Source organism: Kitasatospora sp. NPDC023120 (assembly GCF_055560835.1).
In genome coordinates this window covers 192,332-207,711 of the sequence record NZ_JBVHHY010000009.1, presented here as the reverse complement: position 1 = coordinate 207,711, position 15,380 = coordinate 192,332, and the positions used below count along the sequence as shown (strand labels likewise).

General features: G+C 73.2%; 14 protein-coding genes. 9 read left to right on the top strand and 5 right to left on the bottom strand.

Annotation, left to right across the window (positions count from 1 at the left end; genetic code table 11):
• The first annotated feature begins 243 nt into the window (after positions 1–243).
• Positions 244–504 carry a hypothetical protein gene (locus tag ACZ3TI_RS15765; protein ID WP_465726754.1) on the top strand — a complete coding sequence of 87 codons (261 nt, stop codon included), beginning with the start codon at positions 244–246 and terminating at the stop codon, positions 502–504.
• Positions 505–527: 23 nt separating this feature from the next.
• Here the strand turns inward: ACZ3TI_RS15765 and ACZ3TI_RS15760 are convergent, their stop codons facing one another.
• Positions 528–2,135, bottom strand: a complete 1,608-nt coding sequence (locus ACZ3TI_RS15760) for an ABC-F family ATP-binding cassette domain-containing protein (protein ID WP_465726753.1) — start codon at positions 2,133–2,135, stop codon at positions 528–530.
• Between the two features lie 485 nt (positions 2,136–2,620).
• On the opposite strand from ACZ3TI_RS15760, the gene ACZ3TI_RS15755 reads away from it, so the two are divergent.
• The 4 genes from ACZ3TI_RS15755 (at position 2,621) to ACZ3TI_RS15740 (ending at position 7,283) form a co-directional block, all read left to right on the top strand.
• Positions 2,621–3,838: a trypsin-like serine peptidase gene (locus ACZ3TI_RS15755; protein ID WP_465726752.1), complete on the top strand. Its 1,218-nt coding sequence runs from the start codon at positions 2,621–2,623 to the stop codon at positions 3,836–3,838.
• 171 nt (positions 3,839–4,009) lie between these two features.
• A complete protein-coding gene (locus tag ACZ3TI_RS15750; RefSeq protein ID WP_465726751.1) occupies positions 4,010–5,647 on the top strand; it encodes an ABC-F family ATP-binding cassette domain-containing protein in 1,638 nt (545 codons plus the stop codon).
• A 212-nt stretch (positions 5,648–5,859) separates the two neighbouring features.
• On the top strand, positions 5,860–6,480 hold the full coding sequence (locus tag ACZ3TI_RS15745; protein ID WP_465726750.1) for a nitroreductase family protein: 621 nt from the start codon (positions 5,860–5,862) through the stop codon (positions 6,478–6,480).
• 113 nt (positions 6,481–6,593) lie between these two features.
• On the top strand, positions 6,594–7,283 hold the full coding sequence (locus ACZ3TI_RS15740; protein ID WP_465726749.1) for a GNAT family N-acetyltransferase: 690 nt from the start codon (positions 6,594–6,596) through the stop codon (positions 7,281–7,283).
• Between the two features lie 68 nt (positions 7,284–7,351).
• On the opposite strand, the gene ACZ3TI_RS15735 is transcribed toward ACZ3TI_RS15740, so the two are convergent.
• Positions 7,352–8,305: an aldo/keto reductase gene (locus ACZ3TI_RS15735; RefSeq protein WP_465726748.1), complete on the bottom strand. Its 954-nt coding sequence runs from the start codon at positions 8,303–8,305 to the stop codon at positions 7,352–7,354.
• A 179-nt stretch (positions 8,306–8,484) separates the two neighbouring features.
• On the bottom strand, positions 8,485–9,132 hold the full coding sequence (locus tag ACZ3TI_RS15730; RefSeq protein WP_465726747.1) for a GDSL-type esterase/lipase family protein: 648 nt from the start codon (positions 9,130–9,132) through the stop codon (positions 8,485–8,487).
• 295 nt (positions 9,133–9,427) lie between these two features.
• On the opposite strand from ACZ3TI_RS15730, the gene ACZ3TI_RS15725 reads away from it, so the two are divergent.
• The 3 genes from ACZ3TI_RS15725 to ACZ3TI_RS15715 all read left to right on the top strand — a co-directional run bounded on the left by ACZ3TI_RS15725 (position 9,428) and on the right by ACZ3TI_RS15715 (position 13,362).
• A complete protein-coding gene (locus tag ACZ3TI_RS15725; protein ID WP_465726746.1) occupies positions 9,428–10,024 on the top strand; it encodes a choice-of-anchor C family protein in 597 nt (198 codons plus the stop codon).
• Positions 10,025–10,265: 241 nt separating this feature from the next.
• Complete coding sequence (locus ACZ3TI_RS15720; RefSeq protein ID WP_465726745.1) at positions 10,266–11,816, top strand: carbohydrate binding domain-containing protein; 1,551 nt, start codon at positions 10,266–10,268, stop codon at positions 11,814–11,816.
• A gap of 88 nt (positions 11,817–11,904) precedes the next feature.
• Positions 11,905–13,362 carry an SDR family oxidoreductase gene (locus tag ACZ3TI_RS15715; protein WP_465726744.1) on the top strand — a complete coding sequence of 486 codons (1,458 nt, stop codon included), beginning with the start codon at positions 11,905–11,907 and terminating at the stop codon, positions 13,360–13,362.
• A gap of 16 nt (positions 13,363–13,378) precedes the next feature.
• Here the strand turns inward: ACZ3TI_RS15715 and ACZ3TI_RS15710 are convergent, their stop codons facing one another.
• Together ACZ3TI_RS15710 and ACZ3TI_RS15705 are read right to left on the bottom strand one after the other, a co-directional pair.
• Complete coding sequence (locus ACZ3TI_RS15710) at positions 13,379–13,804, bottom strand: hypothetical protein (protein WP_465726743.1); 426 nt, start codon at positions 13,802–13,804, stop codon at positions 13,379–13,381.
• 72 nt (positions 13,805–13,876) lie between these two features.
• The gene (locus ACZ3TI_RS15705) at positions 13,877–14,620 is read right to left on the bottom strand and encodes an SDR family oxidoreductase (RefSeq protein WP_465726742.1); all 744 of its coding nucleotides are present in this window, start codon (positions 14,618–14,620) and stop codon (positions 13,877–13,879) included.
• A 109-nt stretch (positions 14,621–14,729) separates the two neighbouring features.
• Here ACZ3TI_RS15705 and ACZ3TI_RS15700 point away from each other — a divergent pair, with 109 nt between their 5' ends.
• A complete protein-coding gene (locus tag ACZ3TI_RS15700; protein WP_465726741.1) occupies positions 14,730–15,368 on the top strand; it encodes a TetR/AcrR family transcriptional regulator in 639 nt (212 codons plus the stop codon).
• The last annotated feature ends 12 nt before the right edge of the window (positions 15,369–15,380 follow it).

Genomic DNA, 15,380 nt, shown 5'->3' with positions numbered 1-15,380 from the left:
GGCGGCGCGGGCGGCGCGGGCGGCGCGGGCGGCGCGGGCGGCGCGGGCGGCGCGGGCGGCGCGGGCGGCGCGGGCGGCGCGGGCGGCGCGGGCGGATTCCCACCCGCCGTCAAAACGGCTTGCTGTCGATACCCCCTGGGACCGTTCCGTCGGAGCCCCGGGTAGCCCCGGAGGAGGAAGCGGGTGCGGCGCGGCGGATGACGCCCGGGCGACGGGGCCCGCCCCCAGGGCGTCTTCTCCGACGTGCTGATCAAGACGCTCTCACCGGAGCTCATGGTCGTCCTGCCGAACGAGAAGTACCTGACGCGGGACGGCAGCACCTTCGACGGACCGGGCATCCCGCCGGACATCAGCACCCCGGTGTTCATCCCCGACGAGCTGGCCGCGCTCAGGGACTCGGCCCTGAGCACGGCCCGCCGGGTGCTCACCGAGGAGACCGACGACGCCGCGCACACTGGGGAGGCTGCGCATGCCCCGGACACCGGGGACGCCCGGCCGCGGTAGCCGGAACGGCAGGGCGGTTGCCGCTACATCGGATCCACCGCCCTCAGTTCGCCGTCCAGCTCCAGCCACCTGGTCACGCCCAGGCCGCGCAGGAACGGCAGGTCGTGGCTGGCCACGATCAGGGCCCCCTGGTAGGCGGCCAGCGCCTGGGTGAGCTGGCGGACGCTGGCGAGGTCCAGGTTGTTGGTCGGCTCGTCGAGCATCAGCAGCTGCGGCGGCGGGTCGGCCAGCAGCAGGGCGGCCAGCGTGGCGCGGAACCGCTCACCGCCGGAGAGGGTGGCGGCCGGCTGGTCGGCCCGGGCGCCCCGGAACAGGAAGCGGGCGAGCCGGGCGCGGATCGCGTTGTCCCCGGCGGCGGGCGCGAACAGCTTGACGTTCTCCACGACGCTGAGCTTGTCGTCCAGCAGGTCGAGCCGCTGCGGGAGGTGCCGAAGCCCCACCGGGGCGGTGATCTCCCCCTCCAGCGGGGCGATTTCGCCCGCGATGGTGCGCAGCAGGGTGGACTTTCCGGCCCCGTTGCGGCCGACCAGGGCGATCCGCTCGGCGCCGCGCAGGTCGAGGTCGGCGGTGACGCCGTGCGGCAGCCGGACCTTCTGCAGGGTGAGCACCGTCCGCCCGGCCGGGACGGCGGTGCGGGGCAGGTCGATCCGGATCTCGGCGTCGTCCCGGACGGCCTCCTCGGCCTCGGTGAGCCGCGCCTTGGCCTCCTCCAGCCGCTCGCTGTGCATGCCCTGCAGCCGCCCCGCCGTCTCCTGGCCCTTGCGCTTGAGCATGCCCCGGAAGATGTGCGGGTCGTTGCGGGTGACCGAGCGCTTCTTGCCGTACGCGGCGCTGCGGTCCAGCCGTGTCCGAGCCTCGACCAAGTCCCGCTTCTGGCGCTGGACATCGGCCTCGGCGTTGCGCAGCAGCCGCTCGGCCGTCTCCTGCTGGGCGGCAAGGGTGCGCTCGTACGCCCCGAAGTTGCCGCCGTACCATGTGACTTCACCGTCCCGCAGGTCGGCGATCTGGTCGACGTGCTGCAGCAGCTCGCGGTCGTGGCTGACGATCAGCATCACGCCGTGCCAGCCCGCCACCGTCTCGTAGAGCCGCTCGCGGGCGGCCCGGTCGAGGTTGTTGGTGGGCTCGTCGAGCAGCAGGACGTCGGGGCGGGCCATCAGCAGGGCGGCGAGTCGCAGCAACACCGCCTCGCCGCCGGAGAGTTCGCCGGTGGTGCGGTCGAGGCCGAGGCGGTGCAGGCCGAGCCGGTCGAGCGTGGCACGGGCGCGCTCCTCGACGTCCCAGTCGTCGCCGACCGCGTCGAAGTGCCGCTGGTCGGAGTCGCCGGACTCGATGGCGTGCAGGGCCTCGCGGGTGGTTCGGATGCCGAGCGCCTCGTCCACCCGCAGGGCGGTGTCGAGCGTCAGCCCCTGTGGCAGGTAGCCGAGTTCGCCGTCGACCCGGACGGTGCCACCGGTCGGGGTGAGCTCGCCGGCGATCAGCCGCAGCAGGGTGGACTTGCCCGCGCCGTTGAGCCCGATCAGGCCGGTGCGGCCGGGGCCGACGGCGAGGTGGAAGCCGTCCAGGACGGGCTTGCCGTCAGGCCACTCGAACGCGAGGTCGGTGCAGAGGACGGCGGTGGTGGGTTGTGCCATGTGGGCCTCCCGGGATGGTTGCCGAAGGGGTGATGAGCAACACGGGGAGACACCGCTGGTGCGGAACCGGTACGGCCGGAGGATGACGAAGGTGGCGTCACACGAGGGATCGCCACGGGGCCGTGACTGAGGTCGCACGCTCGCGCACCACGCGGCAACAGGGCCTGCGCGGCGGGGCGGTGTCCCGGGACCTCAGTAGAGCAACGGCCTTCTCCTTGTCTGGCTGACGACCCGGACCACGCTAGGCACACCGGGAGACGTGTGCAACCGATTTACCGAGTGGCCCGGGCGCCCCGACGACGACCCCACGGAGGCCCCGTGCCGATCCGGTGCCGATCCGGTGACAGCCTCGTCCCAGTCGGGGGTGGATGTAAGGAGTTCCTTATCCACATGGCAGACTCCTCACCGCCATACCTGCGGCCCCCGGGGGGCCGTACCCGAGGAACGGGCCGGTATGGCGGTAGTCAACAGGGGGATTTGAATCCATGTCACCGATATCCCGGCCGAGCCGTGCCGTCCTGGGCGCCTCCGTCGCCGCGCTGACCATGGTGGTCGCCACCGCGTGCGGACCGGACAACAGCGACCCCGTCGGAGCCCAGACCACGGCTCCCTCGGTCGCCGCCAGCGCCTCCGGCAAGCCGGGCGCGGCCCCGATCAAGCTTCCGACGCTCGAAGAGCTGAAGACCTGGAAGCTCGAGGACTGGGACAAGTGGGCCCAGGCGAACGTCATCACCCCGGCGGTCAAGGGTTACTGGACGCTGCAGAAGCTGCTGGACGCCAAGCCGAAGCCGCTGCCGCAGGCCCCGGGGCAGGACTCGACGCAGGCGCCGGCCCAGCCGACCGCGCAGCCCACCAGCGCCGCTCCGGCCCAGCCCACCGCGGCCCAGCCGCCGGTCGGCCCGGACCAGATGCCCGCCATGGTCCCGGCGAAGCCCGTCGCGCACCCGTTCCCGAAGAACATGCACGTCAACGGCAAGATCTTCTTCAAGGACGGCAACGAGGACTACGTGTGCTCCGGCACCGTCGTCTCCGACCCAGCCAACCCGGGCAAGAGCAACCTGGTGTGGACCGCGAGCCACTGCCTGCACGGCGGCAAGGGCAACAAGTACTACACCGACATCACCTTCGCCCCTGCCTTCAACAGCAACGGCGTGCTGAGCAACGGCAACAAGCAGAAGTCCAAGCTGGAGGACGCCGAGCCGTACGGCGAGTGGGGCGCGACCGCCGGCATGGTCTCCCCGCAGTGGACCGGCGAGGCCGACCCGGAGCACGGCGGCCCGTGGAGCCAGTACGACTTCGGCATCATCAAGGTCGCCAACCCCGACCCGAACGGCAAGTCGCTGGAGGAGACCGTCGGCGGCTCGGTGCCGCTGTGGTTCAACGCCCCGCGTGACCAGCTGGCCTCCGTCTCCAACTACGGCTTCCCGGAGGGCAAGCCCTTCGACGGCGTCGAGCTGGAGCACTGCGACGGCGGTAAGCCGTCCAAGAAGACCGGCGACCCGAGCCGCCCGGCGATGCTGCTGATCGGCTGCAACATGACCGGCGGCAGCAGCGGCGGCGGCTGGTTCGCGACCAAGGACGGCAAGCCGGCCCTGGTCAGCGACACCTCCATCGGCAACGGCGCGAACACCTACGAGGCCGGTCCGTACCTGGAGGACGTGGCCCAGCACATGTTCGAGTACTTCTCGAAGAAGGCCAAGTGATCCTCGGCGAAGCGATCCGCCGAGGAGCGGTCCGCTGAGAAGTGATCCACGGGGGACGATCCCCCGCTGATCCACGGGTGGTCCCCGAGCCCGGGGGCCGCGGCTGCCACAGCCGCGGCCCCCGGGCTTTTTTCCGGTGCCGACCCCGCTCCTCCTACAATCGGCCCCATCATGAGCGCGACACTCGTAGTCAAGGACCTCAGCGCCGGCCACGGCGAACGCACCCTCTTCTCCGGCCTGGACCTGGTCATCGCCCCCGGCGACGTGATCGGCCTGGTCGGCGTGAACGGCGCCGGCAAGTCGACCCTGCTGCGGCTGCTGGCAGGCCTGGACACCCCCGAGGGTGGCTCGCTGCGGCTCAGCCCGGCCAGTGCCAACATCGGCCACCTGCCGCAGGAGCCGGAGCGGCGCGAGGGCGAGTCGGTGCGCGAGTTCCTGGCCCGCCGCACCGGCGTGGCAGCCGCCCAGGCGGCGCTGGACGAGGCCACCGAGGGCTTGGTCGAGGGCCGGGCGGGCGCCGACGACGCGTACGCGGCGAGCCTGGACCGCTGGCTGGAACTCGGTGGCGCCGACCTGGAGGAGCGCGCCGAGGAGGTCGCCGACTCGCTCGGGCTGAAGGTCTCGCTCGACCTGCCGATGACCGCGCTCTCCGGCGGCCAGGCCGCCCGGGCCGGCCTCGCCTCGCTGCTGCTCTCCCGCTACGACGTCTTCCTGCTCGACGAGCCCACCAACGACCTCGACCTGGACGGCCTGGAGCGGCTGGAGGCCTTCGTCAAGGGCCTGCGCGCCGGCACCGTGCTGATCAGCCACGACCGCGAGTTCCTGGCCCGCACCGTGACCAAGGTGCTGGAGCTGGACCTGCACCAGCAGCAGGTCAACGTGTACGGCGGCGGCTACGAGGCGTACCTGGAGGAGCGGGCGGTGGCCCGTCGGCACGCCCGCGAGGATTACGAGGAGTACGCCGACACCAAGGCCGGGCTGGAGGCCCGCGCCCGGATGCAGCGCGGCTGGATGGAGCACGGCGTGCGCAACGCCCGCCGCAAGTCCTCCGACAACGACAAGATCGGCCGCGCGATGCGCGCCGAGTCCACCGAGAAGCAGGCCTCCAAGGCCCGCCAGACCCAGCGGATGATCGAGCGGCTGGACGTGGTCGAGGAGCCGCGCAAGGAGTGGGAGCTGCGGATGGAGATCGCCACCGCGCCGCGCTCCGGCTCGGTGGTCGCCACCCTGCGCGGGGCCGCCGCCCGCCGCGGCGACTTCGCCTTCGGCCCGGTGGACCTGCAGATCGACTGGGCCGACCGGGTCGCCATCACCGGCGCCAACGGCGCGGGCAAGTCCACGCTGCTGGCCGCCCTGCTCGGCCGGCTCGAACTCGACGGCGGCAGCGCCTCCCTGGGCTCCGGCGTGGTGGTCGGCGAGGTGGACCAGGCGCGCGGCCTGTTCCTCGGCGGGGAGCCGCTGGTGGAGGCCTTCTCCGCCGCCGTGCCGGAGCTCTCGCCGGAGGACGTGCGCACCCTGCTGGCCAAGTTCGGCCTCAAGGCGGTGCACGTGCTGCGCCCGGCCGGCACCCTCTCCCCCGGCGAGCGCACCCGGGCCGCGCTGGCGCTGCTGCAGGCCCGCGGGGTCAACCTGCTGGTGCTGGACGAGCCCACGAACCACCTGGATCTGCCCGCGATCGAGCAGCTGGAGTCCGCGCTCGGCTCGTACACCGGCACCCTGCTGCTGGTCACCCACGACCGCCGGATGCTGGACACCGTCTCGGTGAACCGGCGGATCGAGGTCCGGGACGGGCGGGTGCACGAGCTGTAGCCCGCGGGGCGGGGCTGTAGCCCACGGGGGCGGGGCTGTAGCCGACGGGGCGGGGCTGTGACCGACCGGGCGAGGCCGGGGCGATTGGTCTCTACCTCTTCCCGGACGGGACGTCATGTGCTGTGCTGTCGCCCATGGTTGACAGGACAGATGTTGACAGTGCAGACAGCTCGGTGGCGGGGGCGTCCCACCCGACCGTCCCCCTGGTCCCCATGACCGTCCCGGCCCACGAGGCCGAGGCCCGCAGCAGGTCCTTCCACGAGGTGATGGCCCGGCGCCGGACCGTCCGCGACTACTCCACCCGCCCAATCCCGGACGGGGTGGTCGAGTGGGCGGTCCGGACCGCGAGCACCGCCCCCAGCGGCGCGCACGTCCAGCCCTGGCGGTTCGTGGTGATCACCGACCCGGAGCGCAAGCGGCGGCTGCGCGAGGCGGCGGAGGCCGAGGAGCGCGAGTTCTACGGCCACCGGGCGTCGGAGGAGTGGCTGGCGGCGCTGGCACCGATCGGCACCGACTGGCGCAAGCCGTTCCTGGAGGACGCGCCGGCCGTGATCGTGGTGTTCGAGGTACACAAGGGGCCCGACACCCCGCGCCCGTACTACACCAAGGAGTCGGTGGGCATCGCGGTCGGGCTGCTGCTGGCCTCGCTGCACCAGGCCGGACTGGCGACGCTGACCCACACGCCGAGCCCGATGAGGTTCCTCAACGAGGTGTGCGACCGGCCGGCGGAGGAGCGGGCGGCGTACGTGATCCCGGTCGGCTATCCGGCCGAGGGGGCGCGCGTGCCGAACCTGCGGCGCAAGGAGCTCGACGAGGTACTGGTCCGGCTCTGACGCGCCCCGGGCCGCGCCCCGGCGCCGGGGCCGCGCGTTCGCGCGCCCGCCGTCAGGGTGCCCGGGGCAGGCCCGGATGGTGACAGGTCCGGGCCAAGGACATAATCGCCGTCATGAGCCAAGCACAGCCACGGTCCTGTGAGCCCGCCCCGGCCGGACGGGCACGGGCAGCCCGGCCCGCACGGACCGCCGAGCAGCCGCAGGCGGCGGTGGTGGACCCGGTGGAGGCGACCCCCGGGCGGCCGCCCGAACTGCTGCGGCTGCCCGGCGGCCTCTGGCTGCGCCGCCGCAGCGCCACCCACGCGGTGGCGCTGAACCGGGCCGTCCGCGCCAACCTGGACCACCTGCGGCCCTGGATGGAGTGGGCGGCAGAAGCCCCCACCCGGGCGCAGACCGCCGAGCTCACCCGAGCCGGCTCCGCCGCCTGGGAGGCCGGCACCGACTTCATGTACCTGGCCGGCCTGGACGCCGAACCCGGCGGCGTGATCGGCGCCTTCGGCCTGCACGGGCGGGTCGGTCCGGGCGCGCTGGAGATCGGCTACTGGGTCGCCGCCGGGCACGTCGGCCGCGGCATCGCCACCGCCGCGGCCGGGGCGCTGACCGAGGCGGCGCTGGCCCTGCCCGGGATCACCCGGGCGGAGATCCGCTGCGACCGGGCGAACGCCGCCAGCGCCGCCGTCCCGCGCAAGCTCGGCTACCGGCTGGACCGGGTCGCCGCCGTCGCCGTCCGCGCCCCGGGCGAGACCGGACGGCAGCTGGTGTGGGTGAAGGAGCGGCCCGACGCCGCCCCGGGCGGCCGGTAGCTCCCCTGCGCGCCGGCCCGGGGACCGGTCCGCAGCGCCCCGGGATCCGCCCGCAGTCGGCGATCCGGTCAGTACCGCTCGCCGGTCGGCACCGGCAGTGCGTCCAGCTCGGCGAGGTCGGCCGCCGAGAGCACGACCTCGGCCGCGCCCACGTTGTCCGCCAGGTAGCGCGGCGTCCTGGTGCCCGGAATCGGGAAGACGTAGCGGCCCTGCGCCAGCACCCAGGCCAGCGCCACCTGCGCGGGCGTGGCACCGATCCGCTCGGCGACCTCCCGGACCTTGGCCACCAGCGCGAGGTTCGCCTTCAGCGCGTCCTGCTGGAAGCGCGGCAGCCGACGGCGGAAGTCGTCTGCGGGCAGCTCGTCGAAGGAGGAGATGCTGCCGGTCAGGAAGCCCCGGCCGAGCGGGGAGAACGGCAGGAGGGCGATGCCCTGCTCCTCGGTGTACGGCAGGACCTCGGCCAGCGCGTCCCGGGTCCACAGCGACAGCTCGTTCTGCACGGAGGCCACCGGGTGCACCGACTGCGCCCGCTTGATCTCCTCGACGGTCACCTCGGACAGGCCGATGCTCCGGGCCTTGCCCGCCGCGACGACCTCGGCGAAGGCGCCCCAGGTCTCCTCGATCGGGACCTCCGGGTCGACCCGGTGCAGCTGGTAGAGGTCGACGTGGTCGGTGCCCAGTCGGCGCAGGCTCTCGTCGATCGAGCGGCGCACGTGCTCGGGGCGCCCGTTGCGCTCCATCTGGCCCCCGCCGCCAGGGACGATGCCCACCTTGGTGGCCAGGAAGGCGCGCTCCCGGTACGGGCCGGCCAGCCCCGCGCCGACGACCTCCTCGTTGGTGTACGGGCCGTACATGTCGGCGGTGTCGATCAGGCTCACGCCGAGGTCCAGCGCCTGCCGGATCACCCGGACGGAGTTCTCGTCGTCCCGGTTCTGCACGTCGTAGGCCCAGGTCATGCCCATGCAGCCGAGGCCGATGACACCGATCTCCGGGCCGTTGGTACCGAACGAGGCGTTGCGCATGGCGGTGCTCCCAAAATCGTTTCCGTGCTGATGCTTGCTTGATCGGGGTGGTGCGTGATCAGGGCGGTGTCTGATCGGGGTGGTGCGCGATCGGGGTGGTGCGCGATCGGGGTGGTGCGCGATCGGGGTGGTGCGCGATCGGGGTGGTGCGCGATCGGGGTGGTGCGCGATCGACTCCGTCAGCTTTCACCTTGGAGTGCACTCGAGGTCAAGCCCGTTCCGATCCACTCCCGGAACCCGCCCGCCAGGACCAGCTCCGCCAGCCGCCCGTACCCGCCCGCGCCTGGGTGCGCACCGTCCGCCGCCTCGGCCTCGGCCCCCCAGACCGGATCGGCCGCCAGCGCCTCGGTGACGTCGACGAACGGGACCTCGAACGCCGCGCAGGTCCCGGCCAGTCGGGGGACGAGCCCACGCAGCCGTTCCAGGTGGGCGGCTCCCCCGCAGACCACCGGCGGCGGGCCGACCACCAGGGCGGCGAGGCCGAGCCTGCGGGCACCGTCGAGCACGGCGGCGAGGTTGTGAACGGTCTCGAGGGGCGTCGCGCGCGGTGCGCCGTCCTCCTCCATGGCGTCGTTGGCACCGACGGAGACCACCAGCCGGTTGTCCGCCCCGGGGAGGGTCCGCGCCTCGACCTCGGCCTGCCAGCGGCACCGCACCTGCGCCGAAGTGTCATGCCGGACCCCGAGGTTGAAGGCAGTGGCACCGGGAGCGGCGGCCTGCAGCACCCGGCCGACCCAGCCGCGGAACTCCGGGTCGCCGAGGCCCTGGACGAAGGAGTCGCCGAGGAAGCAGATCCGGGGGCCGTCGAAGCTGGTTCGTATGGTCATCGGCCCACCGTAGGGGCGCAGGCTGGGCGCGCGCTTCCGGTTTCACCACCGGGCCTGGCGAGCCGACCGTCAACGCCATGATGTTCGTCCACAGACCTTTCACCGGGTCATCACAGGTGCCACTCCGTCAAACCAGCGCGAGAGAGCCCGCTCACGAGCCTCCCGCACCACCGGGCGCCGTCCGCCCCGTCTTGGCAGGGATCACCGGGACGGCCGACGCTCTGTGCACAGCCGATCATCGGCTGGTCAGTTCATTGCCAGGCTCGTCCGTTCACATCCGATCGGGAGGAACCCCATGCAGCTCTCGCGCACCCGCGTCGCCACCGTCGCCCTGCTCGCGGCCGCCGCCACCGCGCTCGCCGTCCCGGCCCAGGCCGCCGGCGGGCACCGCGCGCTCAGCCACTTCGACGACGGCAGCTTCGAGTCGCCCAAGGCCCCGGCGAACGCCTTCACCACCCTGCCCGCCGGCCAGGTCATCGGCCCGTGGCGCATCACCGCCGGCAGCGTCGACCTGATCGGCGCCGGCTTCTGGCAGGCCGCCGAGGGCGACCAGTCGGTGGACCTCAACGGCGGTGCCGCCGGCACCATCGCCCAGACCTTCACCACCGTGCCCGGCACCACCTACTCGGTGACGTACGCGCTGGCCGGCCACCCCGCGGGCGGGCCCGCGGTGAAGACCGGCCGGGCGCTGATCGACGGTCAGGACTTCCAGGACTTCTCCTTCGACTCCACCGGCAAGACCATGGCCGCGATGGGGTACGTGGGGCGGCAGTTCAGCTTCGTCGCGCAGAACTCCTCCACCACGCTGACGTTCACCAGCACCGTGGCCGGGGCGTACGGGCCGGTGCTCGACAACGTGCAGGTCAAGGAGTGCAAGCCGTGCTGCGGCTGACCGTCCGGGGTCGGGAGCGGGCCGACTGACCGGAGCCCGGAGCAGCACCGCCTCAACCCTCCCTGAAACCTGCCCTCAGTGAGGCGTCCGGTGCCGGGAAGTGCTTGACGTACACAGCTGGTCTAGTCCAGTTTGATGCTCAGCACCGCGCTCCCCCGCACCGGACCACCCCAGGCCGCCGCCCGCCCGTGTCTCCCCCCTCGCGGAGCGGGCGGCGCCCCACGTCCCGAGAGGCACCCCCATGCCCAGCGCGCCCCAGCTCACCCCCACGCACCGCCGCCCCGCCCGGTCGAGCCGCACCGCGTTGACGAGCCTCGCCGCCGCCACCGCGCTGGCCGCCGGAGGCCTGTCCGTCCTCGCCGGGAACGCCGGCGCCGCCGACGGCAACCTGCTCGCCAACGGCGGCCTGGAGAGCGGCGCGCTCAGCCCCTGGAGCTGTTCCGCCGGCACCGGCAGCGTCGTCGACTCCGGCGCGCACAGCGGCACGTACGCACTGAAGGGGGCGGTCGGTGCGAGCGACACCGCGCAGTGCGGCCAGAGCGTCAGCGTCCGGCCCAACACCACGTACAGCCTCAGTGCCTGGGTGCAGGGCCGGTACGTCTACCTCGGTGCCACCGGCAGCGGCGTCACCGACCCGGCCACCTGGACCCCGGGCGGCGCCGACTGGCGGCAGCTGTCCACCAGCTTCACCACCGGACCGGCCACCACGAGCGTCACCGTGTACCTGCACGGCTGGTACGGGCAGGGCGGCTATCTCGCCGACGACATCACGCTGACCGGCCCCGACGGCAACCCGACCACCCCGCCGCCCACTTCGCCGACCCCGACCCCGACGCCGAGCCAAACCGGCACGCCCACGGGCACTCCGACCACGACGCCCACCGGCGGCCCGAGCACCCCGCCGCCGAACGTCGCGCTCCCGGTCGCCCCGTACATCGACATGGGCGCCTGGCCCACCCCGCCCATGCCCGACCTGGCCAAGGCCGGCAACCTCAAGGGCTACACGATGGGCTTCGTCACCGGCGTCGGCTGCAAGGCCAGCTGGTTCAACGCCTATGACCCGCACAGCGGTTGGGCCAAGGACCAGGTCGACGCGCTGCGCGCGGCGGGCGGGGACGTCAAGGTCTCCTTCGGCGGTGCCGGCGGCACCGAACTCGCCGCCGCCTGCGCCTCGGTGGACTCGCTGTTCGCCGAGTACGACGCCGTGGTGAAGGCCTACGGCCTGCGCTACGTCGACTTCGACATCGAGGGCGCGGCGATCGCCGACACCGCCGCCAACGACCGCCGCTCCGCCGCGCTCGCCAAGCTGCAGCAGGCCCACCCCGGGCTCAAGGTCTCCTTCACCCTGCCCGTCCTGCCGGAGGGCCTGACCGCCGAGGGCGTCGCCATCGTCAAGTCCGCCCGCGACGCCGGGGTGAACACCGACCTGGTCAACGTCATGGCGATGGACTACTACCGCAGCGGGACGGATTACGGCAACGCCGCCGTCCAGGCCGCCCAGTCGCTGTTCGGCCAGCTCAAGGCGCTCCACCCGGCGAAGACCGACGCCCAGCTGTGGGCCATGGTCGGCGTCACCCCGATGATCGGCGAGAACGACGACCACCAGATCTACGACCAGGCCGCCGCCCAGCAGCTGGTGACCTTCGCCAAGCAGAACCACCTCGGCCTGCTCGCCTTCTGGGACGCCACCCGGGACGCCAACGCCTGCACCGGCGGTTCGCTCTCCAAGTGCACCAACATCCCGCAGCAGCCTTACGAGTTCGCGAAGCTCTTCGCCCAGTACACCGGCTGAGCCCGGGTCGGCCGGGAGAAATTGGCATCCCGTCGTCCCGGACCGTCGACTACTGTCCCTCCCACCTGTACGGCACGAGGGGGCGGACATGACGGTCCGGGACGACCACAACCAGCTCAGCACGATCCTTCCGACCGGCGACGACGCCGGCGCGAGCGGCATCACCGCCGAGGAACTCGCCGCGTTCAGCCGCACCCTCGGCCGCCTGCGGGCACTCCCCGCGACCGACCGCACCCGGCTGCACGCCGAGCGGCAGCTCCACTCCTTCGTGATGGAAAACCGCAAGCGCCGCCGCCAGGAGGCCCGGCAGGCCCTGCGCGACACCGACGCCGAGCTGCTCGCCGCCACCGCGACCGGCGGCCGGCACCGCCGCGAGGACGCACCGCTCGTGCCCGGGGGCGGGCCCGTCGGCGAGCTGCGGATACCCCGCAAGTGCTACGTCTGCAAACAGGCCTACCGCCAGGTCGACGGCTTCTACCACATGCTCTGCCCGACCTGCTCGGCCGACAACACCGCGCGCCGAGCCCTCCGCACCGACCTGCACGGACGCCGCGCGCTGCTCACCGGCGGGCGGGTGAAGATCGGCTTCCAGCTCGCCCTGATGATGCTGCGCGACGGAGCCGAGCTGATCGTCACCAGCCGCTTCCCGCAGGACACCGTCCGCCGCTTCCGCGCCGCCGAGGGCAGCGAGCGCTGGTGGGAGCGGCTCACCGTGGTCGGCATCGACCTCCGAGACCCGCGCCAAGTCCTCGGGCTCACCGAGCAGTTGCGCACGGACGGGCGTCCGCTGGACATCCTCGTCAACAACGCCGCCCAGACGCTCCGCCGCCCGCCCGAGTCGTACGCGCTGCTGGCCGCCGGCGAGCAGGAGGCCCTGCCCGCCGCCGACCGCCGGGCGATCAGCCACGCCCCCGGCTTCCGAGCGTCCGCCGGGTACGCCCAACTACCGCCCGGGGACGGCTCGTTGGTCGGTCTCGGCGGCCTGGGAGAACTGAGCGCACTGGGCGGCCTGGGCGCACTGGGGGCGCGCGCCGACGAGGCCGGGCTGCTGCCCGACCTCGCCCCCGCCAACTCCTGGTCCGCAAAGCTCGGTTCGCTCGACCCGTCGGAGGTCCTGGAGACCCAGCTGGTCAACGCCCTCGCCCCGGCACTGCTCTGCGACCGGCTGCTGCCCCTGCTGCTGGCCTCCCCGCACCCCGCCCGCTACATCGTCAACGTCACCGCGGTGGAGGGCCGGTTCGCCGTACGGAACAAGACCGCCCGGCACCCGCACACCAACATGGCGAAGGCCGCGCTCAACATGCTCACCCGCACCAGCGCCGCCGAACTCGCCACCCAGGGCGTGCACATGTGCGCCGTCGACACCGGCTGGATCACCGACGAGAACCCGGCCCCCAAGAAGGCCCACCTGGCCGAGCAGGGCTTCCGCACGCCGCTCGACATCGTGGACGGCGCGGCCCGCGTCTACGACCCGATCGTCCGGGGCGAGGCCGGGCAGCCGGTGTCGGGGGTGTTCCTCAAGGACTACCAGGAGGCCGAGTGGTGACAGGGCCCTGGCCGGCTCAGGTGTCGTAGCAGCCGCACCAGGGCTCGTGGAAGCCCAGGCCGTCGGGGAGGAGCTCGGCGACGAAGCGGTAGTCCTCTTCGTCGTCCTCCACCTCGTCGTCCTCCTCGATGACGAGCCCGAACAGCACGCCGTCGACCCGGACCTCGAACGGCGCGATCGCGATATTCCCGTACTCCCGGCCGTGCAGCGCGTCGAGCCACTCGGCCAGCAGCTGCCGGGCCTCGGGCCCCGTGCCCGTGGCCCGGACGCGCGAGTCGAGGTGCCGGCCGGCGGGGTCGAAGCGGTGCAACACCGCGTACCACTCCGGCCGGTCGGCCGGCCCCGTGACGGAGGCGAAGAACTCGCCGCCCTGCCAGCGGCCGATGGTACGGGTGCGCCCCTCCGGCTCGTGCCGGATCGGGATCAGTTCGGGAACGTTCACGGTCGAACCGTACGGGTGACGTGCGACAACGGCCTGGCCGGGGACCACCCCCGGCCGGGCCGTACGGCGTTCTCAGCGCCCGGCGGGCAGGTTGGCCCCGCCGGTGCAGTCGAACACCACACCCGTCACGAAGGTGTTGGCCGCGAGCATGTGAATCGCCCGGGCGACGTCCTCGGCGCGGCCGACCCGCCCGACCGGGGTAGTGGCGGCAAGACCCTCGAAGAGCACGGTGCGCTGCTCGGCCGGGACGCGGTCCCACCACGGGGTGTCGATGACGCCGGGCGAGACGGCGTTGACCCGCAGCGGCGCGAGCTCGACGGCCAGCGGCGGGACCATCGCCTCCAGCGCGCCGTTGATGGCGGCCAGTCCGGCGGTGCCGGGGAAGGCGGCGCGGGCGGAGGCAGCGGTGATCAGGGTGACCGAGCCGTCCTTGCGCAGGTGCGGCAGCGCCGCCTGCAGGACGCGGACCTGCGGCCAGAACTTGGCGTCGAAGCCGGCGGCCAGGTCGGCCAGGTCGAGTCGGGCGAACGGGCCGCTGCCGGCCGCGCCACTGACCGCGACGACCAGGTGGTCCACGGCGCCCTCCCCGGCGAAGAAGGCGGCGACCGCGGCGGGATCGGCAGCGTCCAGCTGCCGACCGGCGGTCCTGCCGCCGATCCGGGCGACGGCCGCGTCCAGCCGCTCCCGGTCACGGCCGGTGACCACGACCTCGGCGCCGTCCGCCGCGAAGGCGGTGGCGGCTGCCTCGCCGATGCCCGAGCTGCCGCCCATCACGACGACGCGCTGTCCGGCGAAGAGGTTTGACGCAGTGCTCATGGTGGGGCCTTTCAACTTGTCGAGACTTGCGGTTCCGGCAATGATGCTTGTCGAGACTGCTAGTCTTGTCAAGCGGGGGAAGAGGACGAGACAGGGAGAGAGGGAGCCCATGAGCGAGACCGAACCCCGGACGGAAGTGCCGGGCGAACCGGCCGAGCGCAGCCCGTCCACCCGCCCACACACCGGGCGCCGCCGCAACGAGGCCGCCCACCGGGCGATCCTCGACGCCGCCCTGCAACTGCTCGCCGACGCGGACGGCACCCCCGTCACCATCGACGCCATCGCCCGTACGGCCGGCGTCGGCAAGCAGACCGTCTACCGGTGGTGGCCCTCCAAGGGCGCCGTCCTGCTCGACGCCCTCACCGACCGCGCCGACCAGGACGTCGACGGCCCCGACACCGGCACCCTCCGCACCGACCTGCGCGCCTTCGTCGCCACCACCTTCGACGCCGCCCAGCGCAGCACCACCGCCCCCGCCCTGCGCACCCTCGCCCGCGAAGCGGCCCGCGACCCCCACCTCGCCGACCTCATGCAGACCTTCACCGCCACCCGCCGCACCGCGCTGCGCGAACTCCTCGCCCGGGGCCGCAACCGCGGCGAACTCGCCGAGGACACCGACCTGGACCTGATCGTCGACCAGGTCTACGGAGTGTTCTGGTACCGCTTCCTACTCGGCCACGCACCACTGGGCCCGAGCACGGCAGAACACCTCGCCGACTCGCTCATCACGGGCAACCGAGGCGCCTGACCCCGCGGCCGC

Bases quoted from the DNA above. Each gene is read 5' to 3' on its own strand.
- ACZ3TI_RS15760 (WP_465726753.1), bottom strand. From the start codon at position 2,135: ATGGCACAACCCACCACCGCCGTCCTCTGCACCGACCTCGCGTTCGAG.
- ACZ3TI_RS15755 (WP_465726752.1), top strand. From the start codon at position 2,621: ATGTCACCGATATCCCGGCCGAGCCGTGCCGTCCTGGGCGCCTCCGTC.
- ACZ3TI_RS15750 (WP_465726751.1), top strand. From the start codon at position 4,010: ATGAGCGCGACACTCGTAGTCAAGGACCTCAGCGCCGGCCACGGCGAA.
- ACZ3TI_RS15745 (WP_465726750.1), top strand. From the start codon at position 5,860: ATGACCGTCCCGGCCCACGAGGCCGAGGCCCGCAGCAGGTCCTTCCAC.
- ACZ3TI_RS15740 (WP_465726749.1), top strand. From the start codon at position 6,594: ATGAGCCAAGCACAGCCACGGTCCTGTGAGCCCGCCCCGGCCGGACGG.
- ACZ3TI_RS15735 (WP_465726748.1), bottom strand. From the start codon at position 8,305: ATGCGCAACGCCTCGTTCGGTACCAACGGCCCGGAGATCGGTGTCATC.
- ACZ3TI_RS15730 (WP_465726747.1), bottom strand. From the start codon at position 9,132: ATGACCATACGAACCAGCTTCGACGGCCCCCGGATCTGCTTCCTCGGC.
- ACZ3TI_RS15725 (WP_465726746.1), top strand. From the start codon at position 9,428: ATGCAGCTCTCGCGCACCCGCGTCGCCACCGTCGCCCTGCTCGCGGCC.
- ACZ3TI_RS15720 (WP_465726745.1), top strand. From the start codon at position 10,266: ATGCCCAGCGCGCCCCAGCTCACCCCCACGCACCGCCGCCCCGCCCGG.
- ACZ3TI_RS15715 (WP_465726744.1), top strand. From the start codon at position 11,905: ATGACGGTCCGGGACGACCACAACCAGCTCAGCACGATCCTTCCGACC.
- ACZ3TI_RS15705 (WP_465726742.1), bottom strand. From the start codon at position 14,620: ATGAGCACTGCGTCAAACCTCTTCGCCGGACAGCGCGTCGTCGTGATG.
- ACZ3TI_RS15700 (WP_465726741.1), top strand. From the start codon at position 14,730: ATGAGCGAGACCGAACCCCGGACGGAAGTGCCGGGCGAACCGGCCGAG.